We start from the raw sequence: 15,314 nt of genomic DNA, 5'->3' as shown, positions 1-15,314 counted from the left end.
GAACCGAGTCAATCGGCTCGGACGGCCTCGTCAAGGACCCGCAAAGTGGATGTCAACATCGTAGCCAGCCTCTCGTAGGTCCTCGCGGAGCACGTTCACCATTGCCCTGTCGTGATGGCGAATTGCCGTCTTGTCCCATGTGGTTCCGCTCTTGACCAAGTCCGACATGAGTTGAAGTTTGGTGCTCTGCCTGGCGATCTCTGTCTTGTTCGCCTTGTACAGGGGCAAGTTGTTGCTGAATTTGGAGTTCGTGCTGACACTCACTAGCGCGAGGTTTCCCAACATGTGGAGCTCCTTATCATCAGGCGTCACCAGGTCCCAGCCGTCATCGTCTCGGTTGGCGTACTGAGGGAAGAAGTGCTCCACGGAGTTCCGGTACACGAAAGTGAAGTTGGGGTCGAGAGGGGAGCCGGGACCGGCACCCCCCGTTGCCAACAGGTAGTCAAGGTAGGTGAACACGATTCGCTCAATATTGAATCCGGCTGGCTGGGACCCGACAAAGAATGCTTGCTGCACCTTCTGGCGCGCGTGTGTCCTTAAGACGGCGAGGATCGATTGAGCCGCGTCCTGCTGCGTCAGGCCGATGATCGGTTCGCGTAGGATTCTCGTGATCCAGTGCATTGTCCGCGGGGAGGTGTAGGTGACTCGGAACATTGATTGGAGCAGCAGCACGTCGCGTGTTGCATCGTCAACGGGGGTGTCTTCCCACTCCGCCCTGTCGGGCGAGAAGGCGTTGGGAAAGCGCGCATTGACCGTAGTGCGTTTGCCTCGTTGAGAGGCTGACTCTCCCCGGGTCAGGCGTTTTAGAGACCAGGCGCCGTCGTCAGCGTTGGTTGCCGTGAACTCGCGCTTGAGAACGTAATTGTCCAGCACGAACTTGCATCGCAGGAGAACCTCGATAAACCGCTTGACCCGGTCCGACCGCTGAGTCTCGGAGAGAGGTTTGAAATGGCTTTCGAAAAGCTTGATCAACTTGCCGTCATCGAGGTGGCCATCGACGTCGTCCTCGCCGTCCGTCTCCCTCAGAACTTTTAGCGCGTGAAGGAGCAAAGTTGGGAACTTGATGGGCGACTCGAACCGGCGACTTTCGGAGTCTTCCTCGGTTGGCTCCGCAGGGGTTCTGGCGTAGAGCCGGAGCGCTTCGCCCATGCTCACGCCCGCACTCCGGCTCACGCCACTCCGGGCGTGAACCTGCGGCCTTTTGAGGATCAGGTCATCGAATGTCGAAACCGTAAGGCGGTCCCATCTCGGACTAAATATTTCGTCTCGCAAGTCGGTGTTGTTTGGAGTCAGCGCCATTTGGATGTACGAGTTCATCTCAGCGCAGGCGTCCCAGACCCACCCGAGGCAAGCCCTATCGTCCTCGACCTCTCCCGCCTCGTTGCGCAGGTAACTCATTAGTCGCGCCTTGATAATGTCGACCTGCTCCAGCTGCTGGCCACGGGTGTTCATGATCTCGAAGTACTTATTCAAGTCGGTCTGTACAGGGAGAATCGCTCGCACGAGCTGCACGTTATCCTCTAGGAATCTCTGAAAAGTGTCTCGTTCTTCGGGGGTGCTGAACTTCGCCATGCGCGACTTGATCACCTGAAAGCCCAAGTGGATGCCGGCACCTTCGTCATCGTCCGAAGTCGTGAGGCGCGTCAGCGCTTGGGTCGCGTTCCTCCGAGATTGATACGTGAGTTGCGCCTTCGGAGCGACTCCGAGGTGCGTCAATAGCATCAAAAGGGTTGTCAATCGTTGCTGACCATCAACGACCTCGAAGGCCACGCCATCCCTCCTGAGGCCGGGAGGCTTCCGGGCCACTATCAAATTACCTAAGAAGTAATCGTCAGCTTCCGCCTGTGCTGCCGCCCACACGTCATCAATGAGTTGCTCGATCTGCTCAACGCCCCAGGCGTAGTTGCGCTGATAAATTGGAATTTCGTAGTGCGTTTTCACCTCATCAAAGAGCTCGCCGACCGTAAACAAATTCGCTGCTAAGTTTTTGATCATCAACCGGCCAACCTATCCAAGAGGCGCATCAAATCCTGCTCATGCTTTGGGATGTCGTCTCGTCCTTTGACCTCGACGCGTAACCGCCGAAGTTCGGTCGAGGTCTCAGCACTCCGAAGAAGAACGAAAGCCGATGCACTGTGGTCTAAAGAACTGGCGTGGTTGTTCACGGTGACTAGCTGAAGCCGCTGGTAGCTCGTCCGGAGGGTGTAGGCCCACGTGAACAACCGGCTCTTTGCCTCGCGAATCTCGACGTCGCCGAATTTGTTTGTGTAGTAGAGCAGTGCTGCCAGATAAAGCTCGGAAACGTATCGATACCTTGCTCGCGATGGGAGCTCGCGAAAGTCGTCGTCCGTGGAGGCGAAGTGGCCCCAAGACTTTTCCTTGCCCTCGTCCCCGTCCTGTTCATCGAAGCCCTCTTCGCGGAGTCTTCGTAATTCTGCCAACATGAACGTAACCATCTCGAAGAAGGACCGTCCTGCGACCACGGGTGCGTCGATTTGGAAGCGCGTTCGGTTGGTCATCCGGTTCGCTTCATCGGAGTGCTCAACCCAGGCCGCGAGCATAGGCACGGCGGTTTGAGCAGCGAGGTGGTAGCGCGCGGCAGGCGTGCTTGCCGATTTGGGTGTCAAGCCCTTGAAGGAGTCGATGTATCGCGTTGAGAAAGTTGGTGCGGAAAGTCCACGCGTCCACCGCTTGATACGCCAAAGGTACGTTGAGAAGAGCCGGTCCAGCTCTGCATCGGGGACATTCTGCCAACCCTCGACGAGGGCTTCTCGCATAGCGTCAGACTCGTCGCTCATCTCGCGCAGATGGTATGCCTTCAGCAAATCGTGTGGCAGCAGGGACTTGCCCCGATAGTTCTGTGAGTCGAAAACCCGAAAAGCCTCGTCCGCGTCATCCGTCTCCACTCGAATGATTTCGCAGTTGCTACGGATGAAGTCAGCAAAAGCTTTAGTTGGCTCCTCCATGCGTCTGACACGACGGGCCAACTCCGTACGGACTAGAACTACACGAGCGGCTGGGTCCTCCTGCTCGATCGGCAGGACCTCGATATGGCCTTCGCTCGCCTCATCAAGTAGATCCAGCAAAATTGTCAGGGTCAAGAGACGCTGCTGGCCGTCGACAACGTGGATCTGAACATTCTCATTGTCCCTATGGAGGATAACGGCGCCGAGCACATATGAAGGCCATTGGGCCTGGTCCGCATTTGGCAAAGCTTTTTCTGCCCTAAATGCCTCACGGATGTCGTCGAAAAGTTGGAGCGCAGTGGCAGGCTCCCAGCTGTAGGGCCTTTGATAGGACGGGATCGTCAGTCCTTCATCTAACAGCTCACCAACGGTGACAACTCTGACGCCCTTCTCGCGATCAATAGCCACACGCACCCCTCTCGCAAATTGGGCAACCAACCAGCAGCCCGTCATTGAGACTCTAAGGGACTAGCTGCCCTACACAGTGCTTCGCGCGTCGAACTACAGCGAGTGTCTTATGAAAGCTCGGGACTCAGTGTGAGATGCAGCCCTTATTGGAAGAACTTCCATCAACGTCTCGGCGAGTCCCGCAGAAAACTGGTCCGACCAGCAGCCGGATAGTGGCACGACGATATGGAAGTTTGTGTGCAATTCCGCAGTTTTGCTGCATCCACTGCGGCGCAGTTCCGGCGCCTCAGACTGGCTCCCCCCCACGCACGGCGAGCTTGTACTCTTTGGGTGCGCCAGCGTTTGGGGATTCCTTCCAGATGCGATGGAGTCAGATTGCCTGCCCGGCAACCTCCGGAAACGCAACTCGGTTGCCGGAGGTTGCCTCGTTGGTTGCAGCCTGCGGGACGCTACCGGCTGATCGGGGTCTTCTATTTGAAGCTTCGATTCCCACGGTCCGGACCTCCGCTGACCGAAAGCCGAGAAGCCTCGCTTTCGGCCACTGGCCTTCGGCACCCGACCATGATGAAGGACCTCCCGGTCCGCTCCTTCAGTCCCCGGAAGAGCCCATGTCGGGAGGGAACACTGCTAGATGCCAGCGCAGCAGTCTAGCGTCCCGGCATTCCCGGCCAATTCGCAGCCCGTCCAGGAGCTTCTTGGCAGCGGACTCCCTTGGCACGTCAGTGATGTGCCAGTTTGGGTTTTCGCCAGTTGGGGCTACCCAGCCGGCGGAAACGAGAAAGTTCGAATTGAGCGGCCAGACGTCGGCAGAAAGAAATTCCTCAGAAACGAGTTCCAAGGACAATCCGGATTTACGCGGGGTGGCCTGCGCATAGGGTGCACAGTCCTCCCCCGTTCCGTACCCGTATTCAATGCTGAGGAAGTCGTCGTCTTTGAGCCACAGCAGCTCGTCTGTCAGCCACTCCACAGCATCGGCCCACAGAAGCACTTGCCCGGGTCCTTCCGAGGCCAGGCTCCGCCATTCGCCTTGGCCGTTGGAGGGCGGACTCGTCCTAGCCTCCCCGGTCGGTAGTTTCGCAGACCACCTCAGTTGCGCAGGATTCGTGACGCCCCGGCATTCCCGCAACCCGGCGAGGAGAGTCGACGCGACGTCCTTAACCGGGACGGACTCCTTGACCCACACGTCATGGGCATCTCGGACCGGTGCCCAGCCAAGTTCGAGCATCCGTCGGACATCTTGGGGCCAGTCCTTCGTCTCGACAACCAGGTTTGAAGGGAACGAGCATTCGGCTCCGTCAGCTCTGATCGTCGCAGTTGCGAACAGTGGAATGTCCAGGTCGTCGCCTTGTTCCACGACCCGGAGTTCAAGTGAGGCGCCCTCTGGGGTTCGGGACACAGTTTCGGCGAGCAAGTGTTGGACTCGGTGCCATTCGTCCTCGGATTCTACGGCGGCGTCCTCCCGCGTGAGGTCTGTGCTCTCCGCTACCAGCCTCAGTCCGTTACTCAAGACACCGAATTCTGTATGCATGCTGAGAAGTGATGGTCGTTCCATTCCCCGCACTAGCTGCTGTTTCACCCAGTCGTCGTATGCGAATTCAGTCTTGGGAGAATGGTCTAGCTCCGATGCCGTTTCTGAAAAGTCGAGCGCAGCACGGATGAAGTCCTGTCCCTGCCAGTTCCGTGCCTGCAAGATCGGGGGAAGGCCTACCGCAGTTAGGGCCCCATTCCACGACCCTCCGCCGAGCAGAGCGGACACAGTTTCAGCTGGGACCGGCCAGTCCAGGTAGTCGGATTCATCAAGAAGTTCTCGGAACCGGGCCCGGCCCAGATCGTACTCCCGCGCGTAGAGCTGCCTACCCGGTGCACGATTCAGCTGCCTCCGCGCTCCCATAACGAAACACACTGCACTTCGCCGCGCTGAGGCAGGCGCACCGGACAAGAAGCGTTCAAGGTCCTCCACGACGCTTGCTTCCGCCGGTGAAAGCGGTTCAGCCAGGTCTGCGCTGAGCCCCTCAAGCATGCCGTAAACCGCGAAGACGCCATAGTCGAGATAGGGGGAATTGCAGCTCATCGGGTAGTCGACGTTAAGGTTTACTTCGGGGCAGATTTCGTTGTAGACGTCGGCAGCCAGGCTGTGCAGCCAGTGGAACCTGTGCTTCAAGATCATTGACCTGCGCACCGATTCTGCAGGTAGCCAGCCCTCGATGCGACCGGCGTCGACGTCGTCCTGAATCATTCGACGCAGCGCTCGAACTTCACTCGCGATGGCGTCCGCACGGCTTTGTTCGTGCTGAACGTTAACGATTTCTCGGAGACGGTCGAAGAACTTTTTCGGAGAGTCACCGTCGGCGTACAGATGAGCTATCCGTTCCCCTTTCCCGTAAGCGTCCAGAATCATTCCCCAGGCTTCGTTCTCTCCGGTTGGGGTTACTTTAGCCACATTGTTCGTCTCTGGGTTCTGATCCGTCTGGAGCGCGCGAAGCGCTGATTCGACTTCGGGTCCGCCGTCTACGACTCCCCGCAAAACGCCCCTGGCCCAGTTAGCCAAGGACGCTTCTGCTTTCTCACCGCTCGGAGTCGGAAGCCGGCCAAACCGTTGCAGGAAGTCGTTGTAGTCAGCCAGACGTCGCTCGTGTCGGACTTGGCGCGCAGACTTCAATGAGTCCGCATACTCAAGCACAAGCGAAATCTCATTGGAGAGTGGCACTCCTGCAGCCCGGAGCTTCCGGTGCTTGACCAACCACGCATAGACCGGCGACCCGGATCCCTGGATATGGCCTGCTTCAGTCAACGCCGCCATAACCTTTGCGCACTCCGCATTCTCCAGGGCAGCTTTTCCTTTCCGCTTCTTGACAGGTTCAACGTCTTTGGCGGTCTCCGCTACTCGGGTGCACTCTGCAATGAGCTCAGTGATGCTCTCATGGATTTCAGCACCCCCAGCTGTCCGAGATCCGTCGAGCCGGCGCTTAACCCAGAAGGCGAGGTTCTTTTCTTCCTTGGGCGCCAATTTCGCAAAGCCGGGCATGCGTCCGTTCGCCTTTACAAATTCCTTCAACTTCTCAAGTCGAGCATCACGTTTGTGCTCGGTATGGGCTTTGAGTTCATCCGCGAGTGCCAGGACCTCCAGGGTTTCCGGGACATTTCCGTGCCGGCGGCACGAAGCCGGCGCGCGTTCGCGATCCAGCCGTGGGTCTGGCTGTCTTCGGTGCTCGAAGGGACGTGGTCGGCGCACTCAAGCACCTTTCGTGCTCTCTCCCTTGCGACGATCTCGTTGAATTCTGTTCGCGATGGGTACTCCTCGTAGAGGTCGAGGATGCTCTGTCGGCGCTCGGCGTACTCGCTCGGCTCGTAAGCACGGGTGCTTTCGCGAGCGTGATTACGCATCCAAGCTGCAATCGTCCGCTCTTTCTCCTCATCCAGACTGAGCGCACCGGTGTCGGCGAAGCTGGCTCTAGGAATGTGCCCGTGTCGGGCGCACCATTCCTGGGCCTCCAGCAGCATTGCGTCAGGATCAGCGTTCTTCCTGGTCGCCAGCGCGCCGGGAACTGCACCGAGCAGTTTGATCTCTTCCTGAGGCATGCTCCCATCTTTGAACGACATTCGCTTGTTGATGAGCCACTGGGCGAGCCCGCGCTCTTCTTCCCGCGTACTCAATGGCATTCGCCCGTGCTCGGCATGGAATGCCTCTAGGTCCGCAACCCATTCCGCGAGTGCCCGGATTCTTCGCGTTGAACTTGCCGGCACCAAGGGCTCAAGCAACTCCGAGCGTTCGGCAGAGAGTTCTCCCTTATTACGTGCGATAACTTGAAAATTTAGCCATGCAGCGAGACTGCGTTCGGATGTATTTACGGCACCGTAAAGCGGGCGCCTTTCGTTTGAGCGAATGAATTCTGCGAGCTCCGTAATCCGATCTGCATACGTTTGCCTCGGAGTAAGCGCGTCCCCAAGATCCTCGATCAGCTTCAGACGATTCTCGGCCAGGTTACCGGCGTTCCTCAGCGTCTGCTGCGAAATAACCCACCGTCCCAAGGCTGCTTCAACAGCTTCCTTAGACTCTGCCCTTGGGCGACGCCCGTTTTGCTCAATGAACGCCTTCAGTTCACCGAAGCGGGTAATAAAGCGGTGATCCTGGTCTTCGCGTGGCATAGCGGCTCTTCACGGTTTGTGGTGAATGTTCTGCCGTCATGGACGTTCATGCCGCTGTTCTGGCGGCACTGCGCAACAGGATACGCGTTTTGTAGTTCCGGGCGTTGGTGAATCCCCGGCCTGTCCTTTTTATGTGCTTGATCGCGGTGTTGTTAGCTTCCACTTTCGCTGTTGTCGCGCCGGTGACAATGAGGACCTCAATCTCTTTCCACCAGCGGCAGATCGTGCGCCAGAGCCGGTTCGTTTCCGGCTGCGCAGCACGTTCGACCAGGGCCTGCAGTCGGTCTTTCGCAGCGGCCGCGTCGGCGAGGGATCCCGTGGAGAGCAGGGTCCGCAGCTGCTCTTTGACCAGCCAGGCGGCCTGCAGCTTCCCGGTGGCATCGTCGGTGGCGAACACGGTACTGAGCCTGTCCCGGGCCCGGTCCGAGAGTGTCTCCCCGGCCCGCAGAAGCAGTCGCCGGTTGGCCCAGACCGGATCGATGGAGCGTCCCCGCCGGCCATGGACCTGCTGGGTGAGCCGTTGCCGGACCTCGGTAAGCATGTCGTTGCCCAGCTTGACGAGGTGAAACGCGTCGACCGACACGGCGGTGCGCGGAAGCCACATCCGCAGGGCCTTGCGGAACGCCGCGGACGGATCGATTGCGACGACCTGCACGCCCAGGCGCCACTGAAGAGGCCGGGCGAATAGCCAGTCTCCGACGCCTTCGCTGTCGCGGCCGTCCACGATCCCGAGAACTTGACCGCTGTCGAGGTCGACGATGGTGGTCATCCAGGGTTCGTAGCGTTTCCAGGCCTTGGTGGCTGGATCGCGGAAGAACCGGACGGACCGGTAACGGTGTTCGTCGATGCCGAGCATCCGCGGGGCGAGGGCATCAACATTGGGCAGGGTTAGCGCCGCGGAATCCAAGGCCCGCTGGACTAGCCACCACGAGACACCGAAAGAGGCCGCCGCCTCGGCGGCGGCCCGTCCGGAACCGATGACAGCGCCCACGAGGGCATCGCGGAGCCGGCGGGTGGACCGTGCCCGTCGCGGAACCTGGGCGGTCTCCTCCGCGAACGTCTGCCGCAGGCACAGATACTCATCGCAGAAGAATCTCCGCTTGGACCAGATCACTTCGACCGGGCCGGCGACAGGGATGTCGCGCAGACGTTGGGGCCTGCGTGAATGCACCCGCGTGCTGATCACTCCGCAAGACGGGCAGCCGGCCTCGGCAGTGGCTTCGACGCACACCCGTCGCTGCCCAAAGGCGAGGACCTCGGTGTCGGTGACGCGATAGTCGGGCAGGTTGAAAATGGCGGTGGCAGCATCGGGGCGCGGGGAAGTAGGCTCGATCAAGGCTCGTAGCTCCTGACTCTTGATGAATGCGTAGAGAACATCCATCACAGCAGGGCTACGAGCCCTTCAGCTTTCAAGACACGGAATCCGTTTCACCACGAACCACGGAGAGCCCTCAAAGCTGTCCACATGGCGTACAAACCCGTCCCGCCGTGGTTGTAATGTCACTGTGGAGACGGGCTCCTCGTCTGGGACCCATTCCGGAAGACGGCTTGGACTGGGCGCCTGAGAGTGTCGAGTCAGGTCCTAGCGGAGGTTACGACCGCTAGCAGGAGGAGTTTCGTTCTCGCAAATCACCGCCCATTTTAATGAAGCTCCGACGGCTGGTTCGGCCGTCGAAGGCTTCTTGAATCCACGTGCGGAGGATGGATTGCGATGGGGCCGGTACATAGTAGCTGGCGTAGGCAGAATTGTCGTTTTTATTTATGTTGAGTGAGAGACGTGAGGGTATGTCCGGCTTCGTTCCGGCAACGGAGGGCAGCTGAACGGCAAGTAGTCCATTGGGGTTCGGGTCTGATCGTAGGCTGGTATAGATTTCCCAGTCGACGAATTTTCGTGCCCACGTGCACTCTCCAATGGCAACCAGGGTCACGGTCGAATCCTTCAAGAACTTTGCCCGGATGGTCTGCCGTATGTAGGCGACGTTGGTTGAGTTGATGATGTCCGATCCGTCTTCTTCCATTCCAATCGCGCGAGGGATGAACACCTCCGTGTTGGCAGAGATGAATTCAAGTACCTCTACAGCGTCGACTGCATGGTAGCTCACGAAAACCTTGTGACGAGGGGGCGTGGATGCCGATTTCCGCATCCCCTCCGTCACGTTCTCGTAGCTCCGAGTTATCTGCTGCAGCTCGCGGATTGCGGACTGGGTTTGTGACCCGTACAAAGTCATGGATTGAACTCCTATCCTGCCTGATCGAGAATTCTCGTAAGGCGGTTGATGGCGTCGGCCGGAGCTCCGTGCGACGCGAGAAACTGTAACTGAAACCTCGTACTAGAAATCTGATCTGGACGTCCATACCGCGCCGATTCGGCGAACTGCTGCGCGGCGGTGTCAATCTCCCCCAGGTTTTCAAGGGCCTCGTGGAGAGACAATTCTGCTTGGGTTACCAAGGTCCAGTAGTTTGTGCGGTCGTTTACTAGCGCGAGGCGAGTAAGAAATCGGGTGACCGTTATCGCCTCATTTAGTTCTTCTCGGAAGGAGTCATCGCGGTCCCGATTACCTAGGCGGAGCGCCATCACTAGATTGACTCCAGTGTAAAACTGCGGATCGAGTTCGAATCCCGCCCTGTATTTTTCGGCCATTTCCTGGAAGAGGCTGTTTGCAACGGCCGGATCGTCCGAAATTTCCTCGTCCTGAAGTTGGCGCTTTATGAGACCGCCCCAGATTCCATAGGTTTCCGAATCTGCGTATCCTGCTTGTTCAGCTTCAACCAGCAAGTTTTGGGCAGTGCGCCACAGGGTCCGACGTACGTGCGGGTCGGTTTCCCGCTCTCCAAGCCGTCTATACGCCATGACAGTTTTCTGAAGCCAGAGACGGTGTAGCGGATCGTCCATCGTGGGCCGTGCGAGGTCTAGCAGTGTGCGCGCTTCTGGGTACGAAGCTTCGTCGAGCAGCGCGATTGCCAGCTCCACTCGCAGGGCGCGTCGAACTGCTTCAGATATTCCAGGCGCAGTTTCGAGCCAGGTTGCCTCCGCGCGCATAGAGGCAGCGTCTGAACTCCTTATAACGTCGCTGGTTCGGCGCCGTGCTTCGCCAGCCAGAACGACAGCTCCTGGGATGGCCGATCTCTGAGCGAACGGCCGGTCGATGTGGTCGATTTCGAACCAGTCGTGAGCCGGGCTGTCGATCGTACGGTGAGTGATGGCCTGTGCAATGACAGGTTTCAGCTTCCTTATGGCGTCTTCGGCTTGCTGATCCGAGAGGTCTTCGTCTCGTGCAAAGGAATGAACTCGAATCAAGTTGATATCGAACGGAGGCGCTTTCCGGGGCCGCCCTTGGACGTAAGGGTTTAAAAGGATGGTCGAATGTGCGGCGAACACGTGCCGCACTCCGAGTTCGTAGCCGACGTTGAAGTTAGTTGTGGCGAGATCCACCAAGGCGAGGTCGGAGTTCGCGAGCGAGGCAAGCATGCCCGAATGGATGATCCCGCTGTCAGTTTCCAGATCGGCTCTGGTCCATTCGACGTCGACGTCCTCAAGCAGAGGTCTATACACTTTGTGGAAGGGCGGGTCGCAGTCGGTGATTCGACCCGTTCCGGCGTCTCGCTTGCGACCGTAAGGCATGACAACGAATGCGCTGATCTGTTGGCGGGCCGGACTCAAGTCTATGGTCAGATAACCGCGGTCTTCGGCCCTGTTAACGAGGTCATCCGTGACTGATGGTGAGTCGGAAGTGGGCGTAGGTCGGACCGTGATGACCCATACACGCTCGCCCGTCGCCTCCGCGGTGATACTCGCGTTATCCAGAATTGTCAGATTGTGAGCAATGAACGCCTCTGCGGAATCCTCCACTATTTGGTTACCCTGAACAACCTCGACCTTCGAATTGCCCAAGATTCTGTCATAGTGACCAGTCCACGGCTCGCCTCGCGACTCGACACTCGTTCGCCGAAAGTCATCGCAGCCGAAAGGCAATACTGCCCGGACTGGCGTATCCTCGGCTAACGCGGCGCGAGCGAACAATATGTCTGCGCCGGCGGCGAGAGCTCCAACGACCAAGCTAGGCTTCAGCGATTGGATTAGCCCCCGGAGCCGGACCATCAGTTCAGCCTCAGCACTGGCTGGCAGCCGAGGAACTTCACGGTCAGGTTCGTCGACCTGTGATCCGGCATAGACAATGATCACGTAGCTCTCGCTATCTGTTGTAGAAAATTTTGCTGACTCGGCAATGTGGAAAAATTCAGCAGCCGCACGTGGTTGGAGTGTTCATCGGCATGGCGCCGCCACGCGAGGTAGCGGCAAAATTGCACGTTCGATTGCGTCATCGAACTGGCTGACGTCGTCTCGTGCAACCTGCGGCGGCCGAGGCGCCCTGCCCTTGGCCAACGGAGTGAATCAGTTGGCCACCCACCGTGGAACCTGGCCACGTGGCGTGAAACCTCACAAAAAGTCCCAAAGGAGGCCCTGGCTTAGTTGGGAGTGCCCACAACTAAGCCCGAGCGTCCGTATCGCCACCTAAATCGGTCTTCGCCAAACGTCTAGTCCCATTTTCGCCAACAAATGTCTAAACCGCCAAGTAGCACGCGATCTCACACCAGCAACTAGAAGTCCCAGTCCTCATCCTCAGTGTTGACGGCCTTGCCGATCACGTACGAAGAACCGGACCCGGAGAAGAAGTCGTGGTTCTCGTCAGCGTTCGGTGACAGCGCCGAGAGGATCGCCGGGTTCACGTCCGTGACCGAAGACGGGAACATCGCCTCGTAGCCCAAGTTCATGAGGGCCTTGTTGGCGTTGTAGTGCAGGAACTTCTTGACGTCCTCGGCCAGTCCGACGGAGTCGTAGAGGTCGTGCGTGTACTGCACTTCGTTTTCGTAGAGCTCGAAGAGCAGCTCGAAGGTGTAGTCCTTGATCTCCTGCTTGCGCTCCTCGGACAGACCCTCGAGGCCCTTCTGGAACTTGTAGCCGATGTAGTAGCCGTGCACGGCTTCATCGCGGATGATCAGGCGGATCAGGTCAGCCGTGTTCGTCAGCTTGGCGCGTGAGGACCAGTACATGGGCAGGTAGAAGCCCGAGTAGAACAGGAAGCTCTCCAGCAGGGTGGACGCCACCTTACGCTTCAGGGGGTCGTCGCCCTGGTAGTAGTCCATGACGATCTGGGCCTTCTTCTGAAGGTTTGCGTTCTCGGTGGACCAGCGGAATGCCTCGTCGATCTCCTTGGTGGAGGCCAGCGTGGAGAAGATGGAGGAGTAGCTCTTGGCGTGCACGGATTCCATGAAGGCGATGTTCGTGTACACCGCTTCTTCGTGCGGGGTGAGCGCGTCCGGAATGAGTGAGACGGCACCGACGGTGCCCTGGATGGTGTCCAGCAGGGTGAGACCGGTGAACACGCGCATGGTGAGCTGCTGTTCGGCCGGCGTCAAAGTGTTCCACGACTGGACGTCGTTGGACAGCGGCACCTTCTCCGGCAGCCAGAAGTTGTTGACTAGGCGGTTCCAGACGTCCACGTCCTTGTCGTCCTGGATACGGTTCCAGTTGATGGCCTCGACGTGGCTAAGCAGCTTGACCTTCTCGGTCATGACATCCCCTAAAAGTTGGGTGGTTTTCTCTAAGTTAAAGCGTACGACGGCGGGCGGGCACCCGCCGTCGTACAATCAGGATTTAGTTGAAGATTAAAGCATGCAGCTGACGCAGCCCTCAACCTCCGTCCCTTCCAGCGCGAGCTGGCGGAGACGGATGTAGTAGATGGTCTTGATGCCCTTCTTCCAGGCGTAGATCTGGGCCTTGTTGATATCGCGCGTGGTGGCGGTGTCCTTGAAGAACAGGGTCAGGGACAGGCCCTGGTCCACGTGCTGGGTAGCGGCCGCGTAGGTGTCGATGACCCTCTCGTAGCCGATCTCGTAAGCGTCCTGGTAGTACTCCAGGTTGTCGTTCGTCAGGTACGGCGCCGGGTAGTACACGCGGCCCAGCTTGCCTTCCTTGCGGATCTCAATCTTGGACGCCACCGGGTGGATCGAGGAGGTGGAGTTGTTGATGTAGGAGATCGAGCCCGTGGGCGGCACGGCCTGCAGGTTCTGGTTGTAGATGCCGTGCTCCATAACGGAAGCCTTCAGCGCCAGCCAGTCAGCCTGTGTGGGGATGTGCACGTTCTTGAACAGCGCCGCAACCTTCTCAGTCTGCGGAACCCATTCCTGCTCCGTGTACTTGTCGAAGAACTCGCCGGAGGCGTACTTGGACTTCACGAAGCCGCCGAAGGTCTGGCCGGTCTCGATCGCCAGCAGGTTGGAGGCCCGAACTGCGTGGTACACCACCGAGTAGAAGTAGATGTTGGTGAAGTCCAGGCCCTCTTCGGAACCGTAGTGGACCCGCTCGCGGGCCAGGTAGCCGTGCAGGTTCATCTGGCCCAGGCCGATGGCGTGGCTCTGGTCGTTGCCCTTGGCGATGGACGGCACCGAGGTGATGTTGGACATGTCGGACACCGCCGAGAGCGACCGGATGGCCGTCTCGATGGTCAGGCCGAAATCCGGGCTGTCCATGGTCTTGGCGATGTTCAGCGAGCCCAGGTTGCAGGAGATGTCCTTGCCGGTGTCGGCGTAGGAGAGGTCATCGTTGTACGTGGTGGGCTGGGAAACCTGGAGGATCTCCGAGCACAGGTTGGACATGATGATCTTGCCGTCGATCGGGTTGGCCCGGTTCACGGTGTCTTCGAACATGATGTACGGGTAGCCGGATTCGAACTGGATCTCGGCGAGGGTCTGGAAGAACTCGCGGGCCTTGATCTTGGTCTTCTTGATCCGGGAGTCGTCCACCATCTCGTAGTACTTCTCGGTGACCGAGACGTCGGAGAACGGCATGCCGTAGACGCGTTCGACGTCGTACGGCGAGAACAGGTACATGTCCTCGTCCTTCTTGGCCAGCTCGAACGTGATGTCCGGGATGACGACGCCGAGGGAGAGGGTCTTGATGCGGATCTTCTCGTCTGCGTTCTCGCGCTTGGTGTCCAGGAAGCGGTAGATGTCCGGGTGGTGAGCGTGCAGGTACACGGCACCGGCACCCTGGCGGGCACCAAGCTGGTTGGCGTAGGAGAAGCTGTCTTCGAGGAGCTTCATCACGGGGATCACGCCGGAGGACTGGTTCTCGATCTGCTTGATCGGGGCCCCGACTTCGCGGATGTTGGTCAGCGCGAACGCCACGCCGCCGCCGCGCTTGGACAGCTGCAGGGCGGAGTTGATGGAGCGGCCGATGGACTCCATGTTGTCTTCGATGCGCAGCAGGAAGCAGGAGACGAGCTCGCCGCGCTGCTTCTTGCCGGCGTTCAGGAACGTGGGGGTGGCCGGCTGGAAGCGGCCTTCAATGATCTCGTCCACCATCTGCAGGGCGAGCTGCTCGTTGCCGCGGGCCAGGTGCAGGGCAACCATGCAGACGCGGTCCTCGTAGCGCTCCAGGAAGCGCTTGCCGTCAAACGTCTTCAGAGTGTAGGAGGTGTAGAACTTGAATGCGCCCAGGAAGGTCTCGAAGCGGAACTTCTTTTTGTACGCGCGGTTGAACAGGTCACGGATGAAGTTCATCGTGTACTGGTCGAGGGTTTCGCGCTCGTAGTAGTCGTTCTTGACCAGGTATTCGAGCTTCTCTTCCAGGTCATGGAAGAAGACCGTGTTGTTGTTCACGTGCTGCAGGAAGTACTGATGGGCGGCCTCACGGTCCGCCTCGAACTGGATCTCGCCGCTGGGACCATACAGGTTCAGCATCGCGTTCAGCTCGTGATACCCCAGGCCCTTGTAGGCGGCGGGCATCTCAGG

The 15,314-nt window shown here is 58.9% G+C and carries 9 protein-coding genes; all 9 read right to left on the bottom strand.

Features of this window, described 5'->3' with window-relative positions:
- Window positions 1–30: 30 nt before the first annotated feature.
- Window positions 31–1,995 (bottom strand): DUF262 domain-containing HNH endonuclease family protein, encoded by a 1,965-nt coding sequence (locus QF047_RS08240; RefSeq protein ID WP_307281846.1) that lies wholly within the window; start codon window positions 1,993–1,995, stop codon window positions 31–33.
- Window positions 1,995–3,374: a DUF262 domain-containing protein gene (locus QF047_RS08235; protein ID WP_306633939.1), complete on the bottom strand. Its 1,380-nt coding sequence runs from the start codon at window positions 3,372–3,374 to the stop codon at window positions 1,995–1,997. The genes QF047_RS08240 and QF047_RS08235 overlap by 1 nt, the downstream gene beginning before the upstream one ends.
- Window positions 3,375–3,963: 589 nt before the next feature.
- Window positions 3,964–6,429 (bottom strand): hypothetical protein, encoded by a 2,466-nt coding sequence (locus QF047_RS08230; protein ID WP_307275515.1) that lies wholly within the window; start codon window positions 6,427–6,429, stop codon window positions 3,964–3,966.
- A complete protein-coding gene (locus tag QF047_RS08225; protein WP_307275512.1) occupies window positions 6,426–7,520 on the bottom strand; it encodes a helicase associated domain-containing protein in 1,095 nt (364 codons plus the stop codon). The genes QF047_RS08230 and QF047_RS08225 overlap by 4 nt, the downstream gene beginning before the upstream one ends.
- A gap of 46 nt (window positions 7,521–7,566) precedes the next feature.
- Window positions 7,567–8,856 carry an ISL3 family transposase gene (locus tag QF047_RS08220; RefSeq protein WP_307275509.1) on the bottom strand — a complete coding sequence of 430 codons (1,290 nt, stop codon included), beginning with the start codon at window positions 8,854–8,856 and terminating at the stop codon, window positions 7,567–7,569.
- A gap of 265 nt (window positions 8,857–9,121) precedes the next feature.
- Entirely contained in the window at window positions 9,122–9,622 is a 501-nt protein-coding gene (locus QF047_RS08215) for a TIR domain-containing protein (RefSeq protein WP_306633958.1), read from the bottom strand.
- A gap of 137 nt (window positions 9,623–9,759) precedes the next feature.
- Complete coding sequence (locus tag QF047_RS08210) at window positions 9,760–11,703, bottom strand: tetratricopeptide repeat-containing protein (RefSeq protein ID WP_307275505.1); 1,944 nt, start codon at window positions 11,701–11,703, stop codon at window positions 9,760–9,762.
- Between the two features lie 416 nt (window positions 11,704–12,119).
- Window positions 12,120–13,094 carry a class 1b ribonucleoside-diphosphate reductase subunit beta gene (gene nrdF / locus QF047_RS08205; RefSeq protein WP_307275503.1) on the bottom strand — a complete coding sequence of 325 codons (975 nt, stop codon included), beginning with the start codon at window positions 13,092–13,094 and terminating at the stop codon, window positions 12,120–12,122.
- 93 nt (window positions 13,095–13,187) lie between these two features.
- Window positions 13,188–15,308, bottom strand: a complete 2,121-nt coding sequence (nrdE, locus tag QF047_RS08200) for a class 1b ribonucleoside-diphosphate reductase subunit alpha (RefSeq protein WP_307275498.1) — start codon at window positions 15,306–15,308, stop codon at window positions 13,188–13,190.
- Between the last annotated feature and the right edge of the window lie 6 nt (window positions 15,309–15,314).

Origin of the sequence: Arthrobacter sp. W4I7 (assembly GCF_030816215.1) — a bacterium.
GTDB classification, from domain to species: Bacteria; Actinomycetota; Actinomycetes; order Actinomycetales; family Micrococcaceae; genus Arthrobacter; species Arthrobacter siccitolerans_A.
The sequence above is the reverse complement of the archived record's forward strand: the minus strand, read 5'-3'. Positions and strand labels throughout refer to the sequence as shown.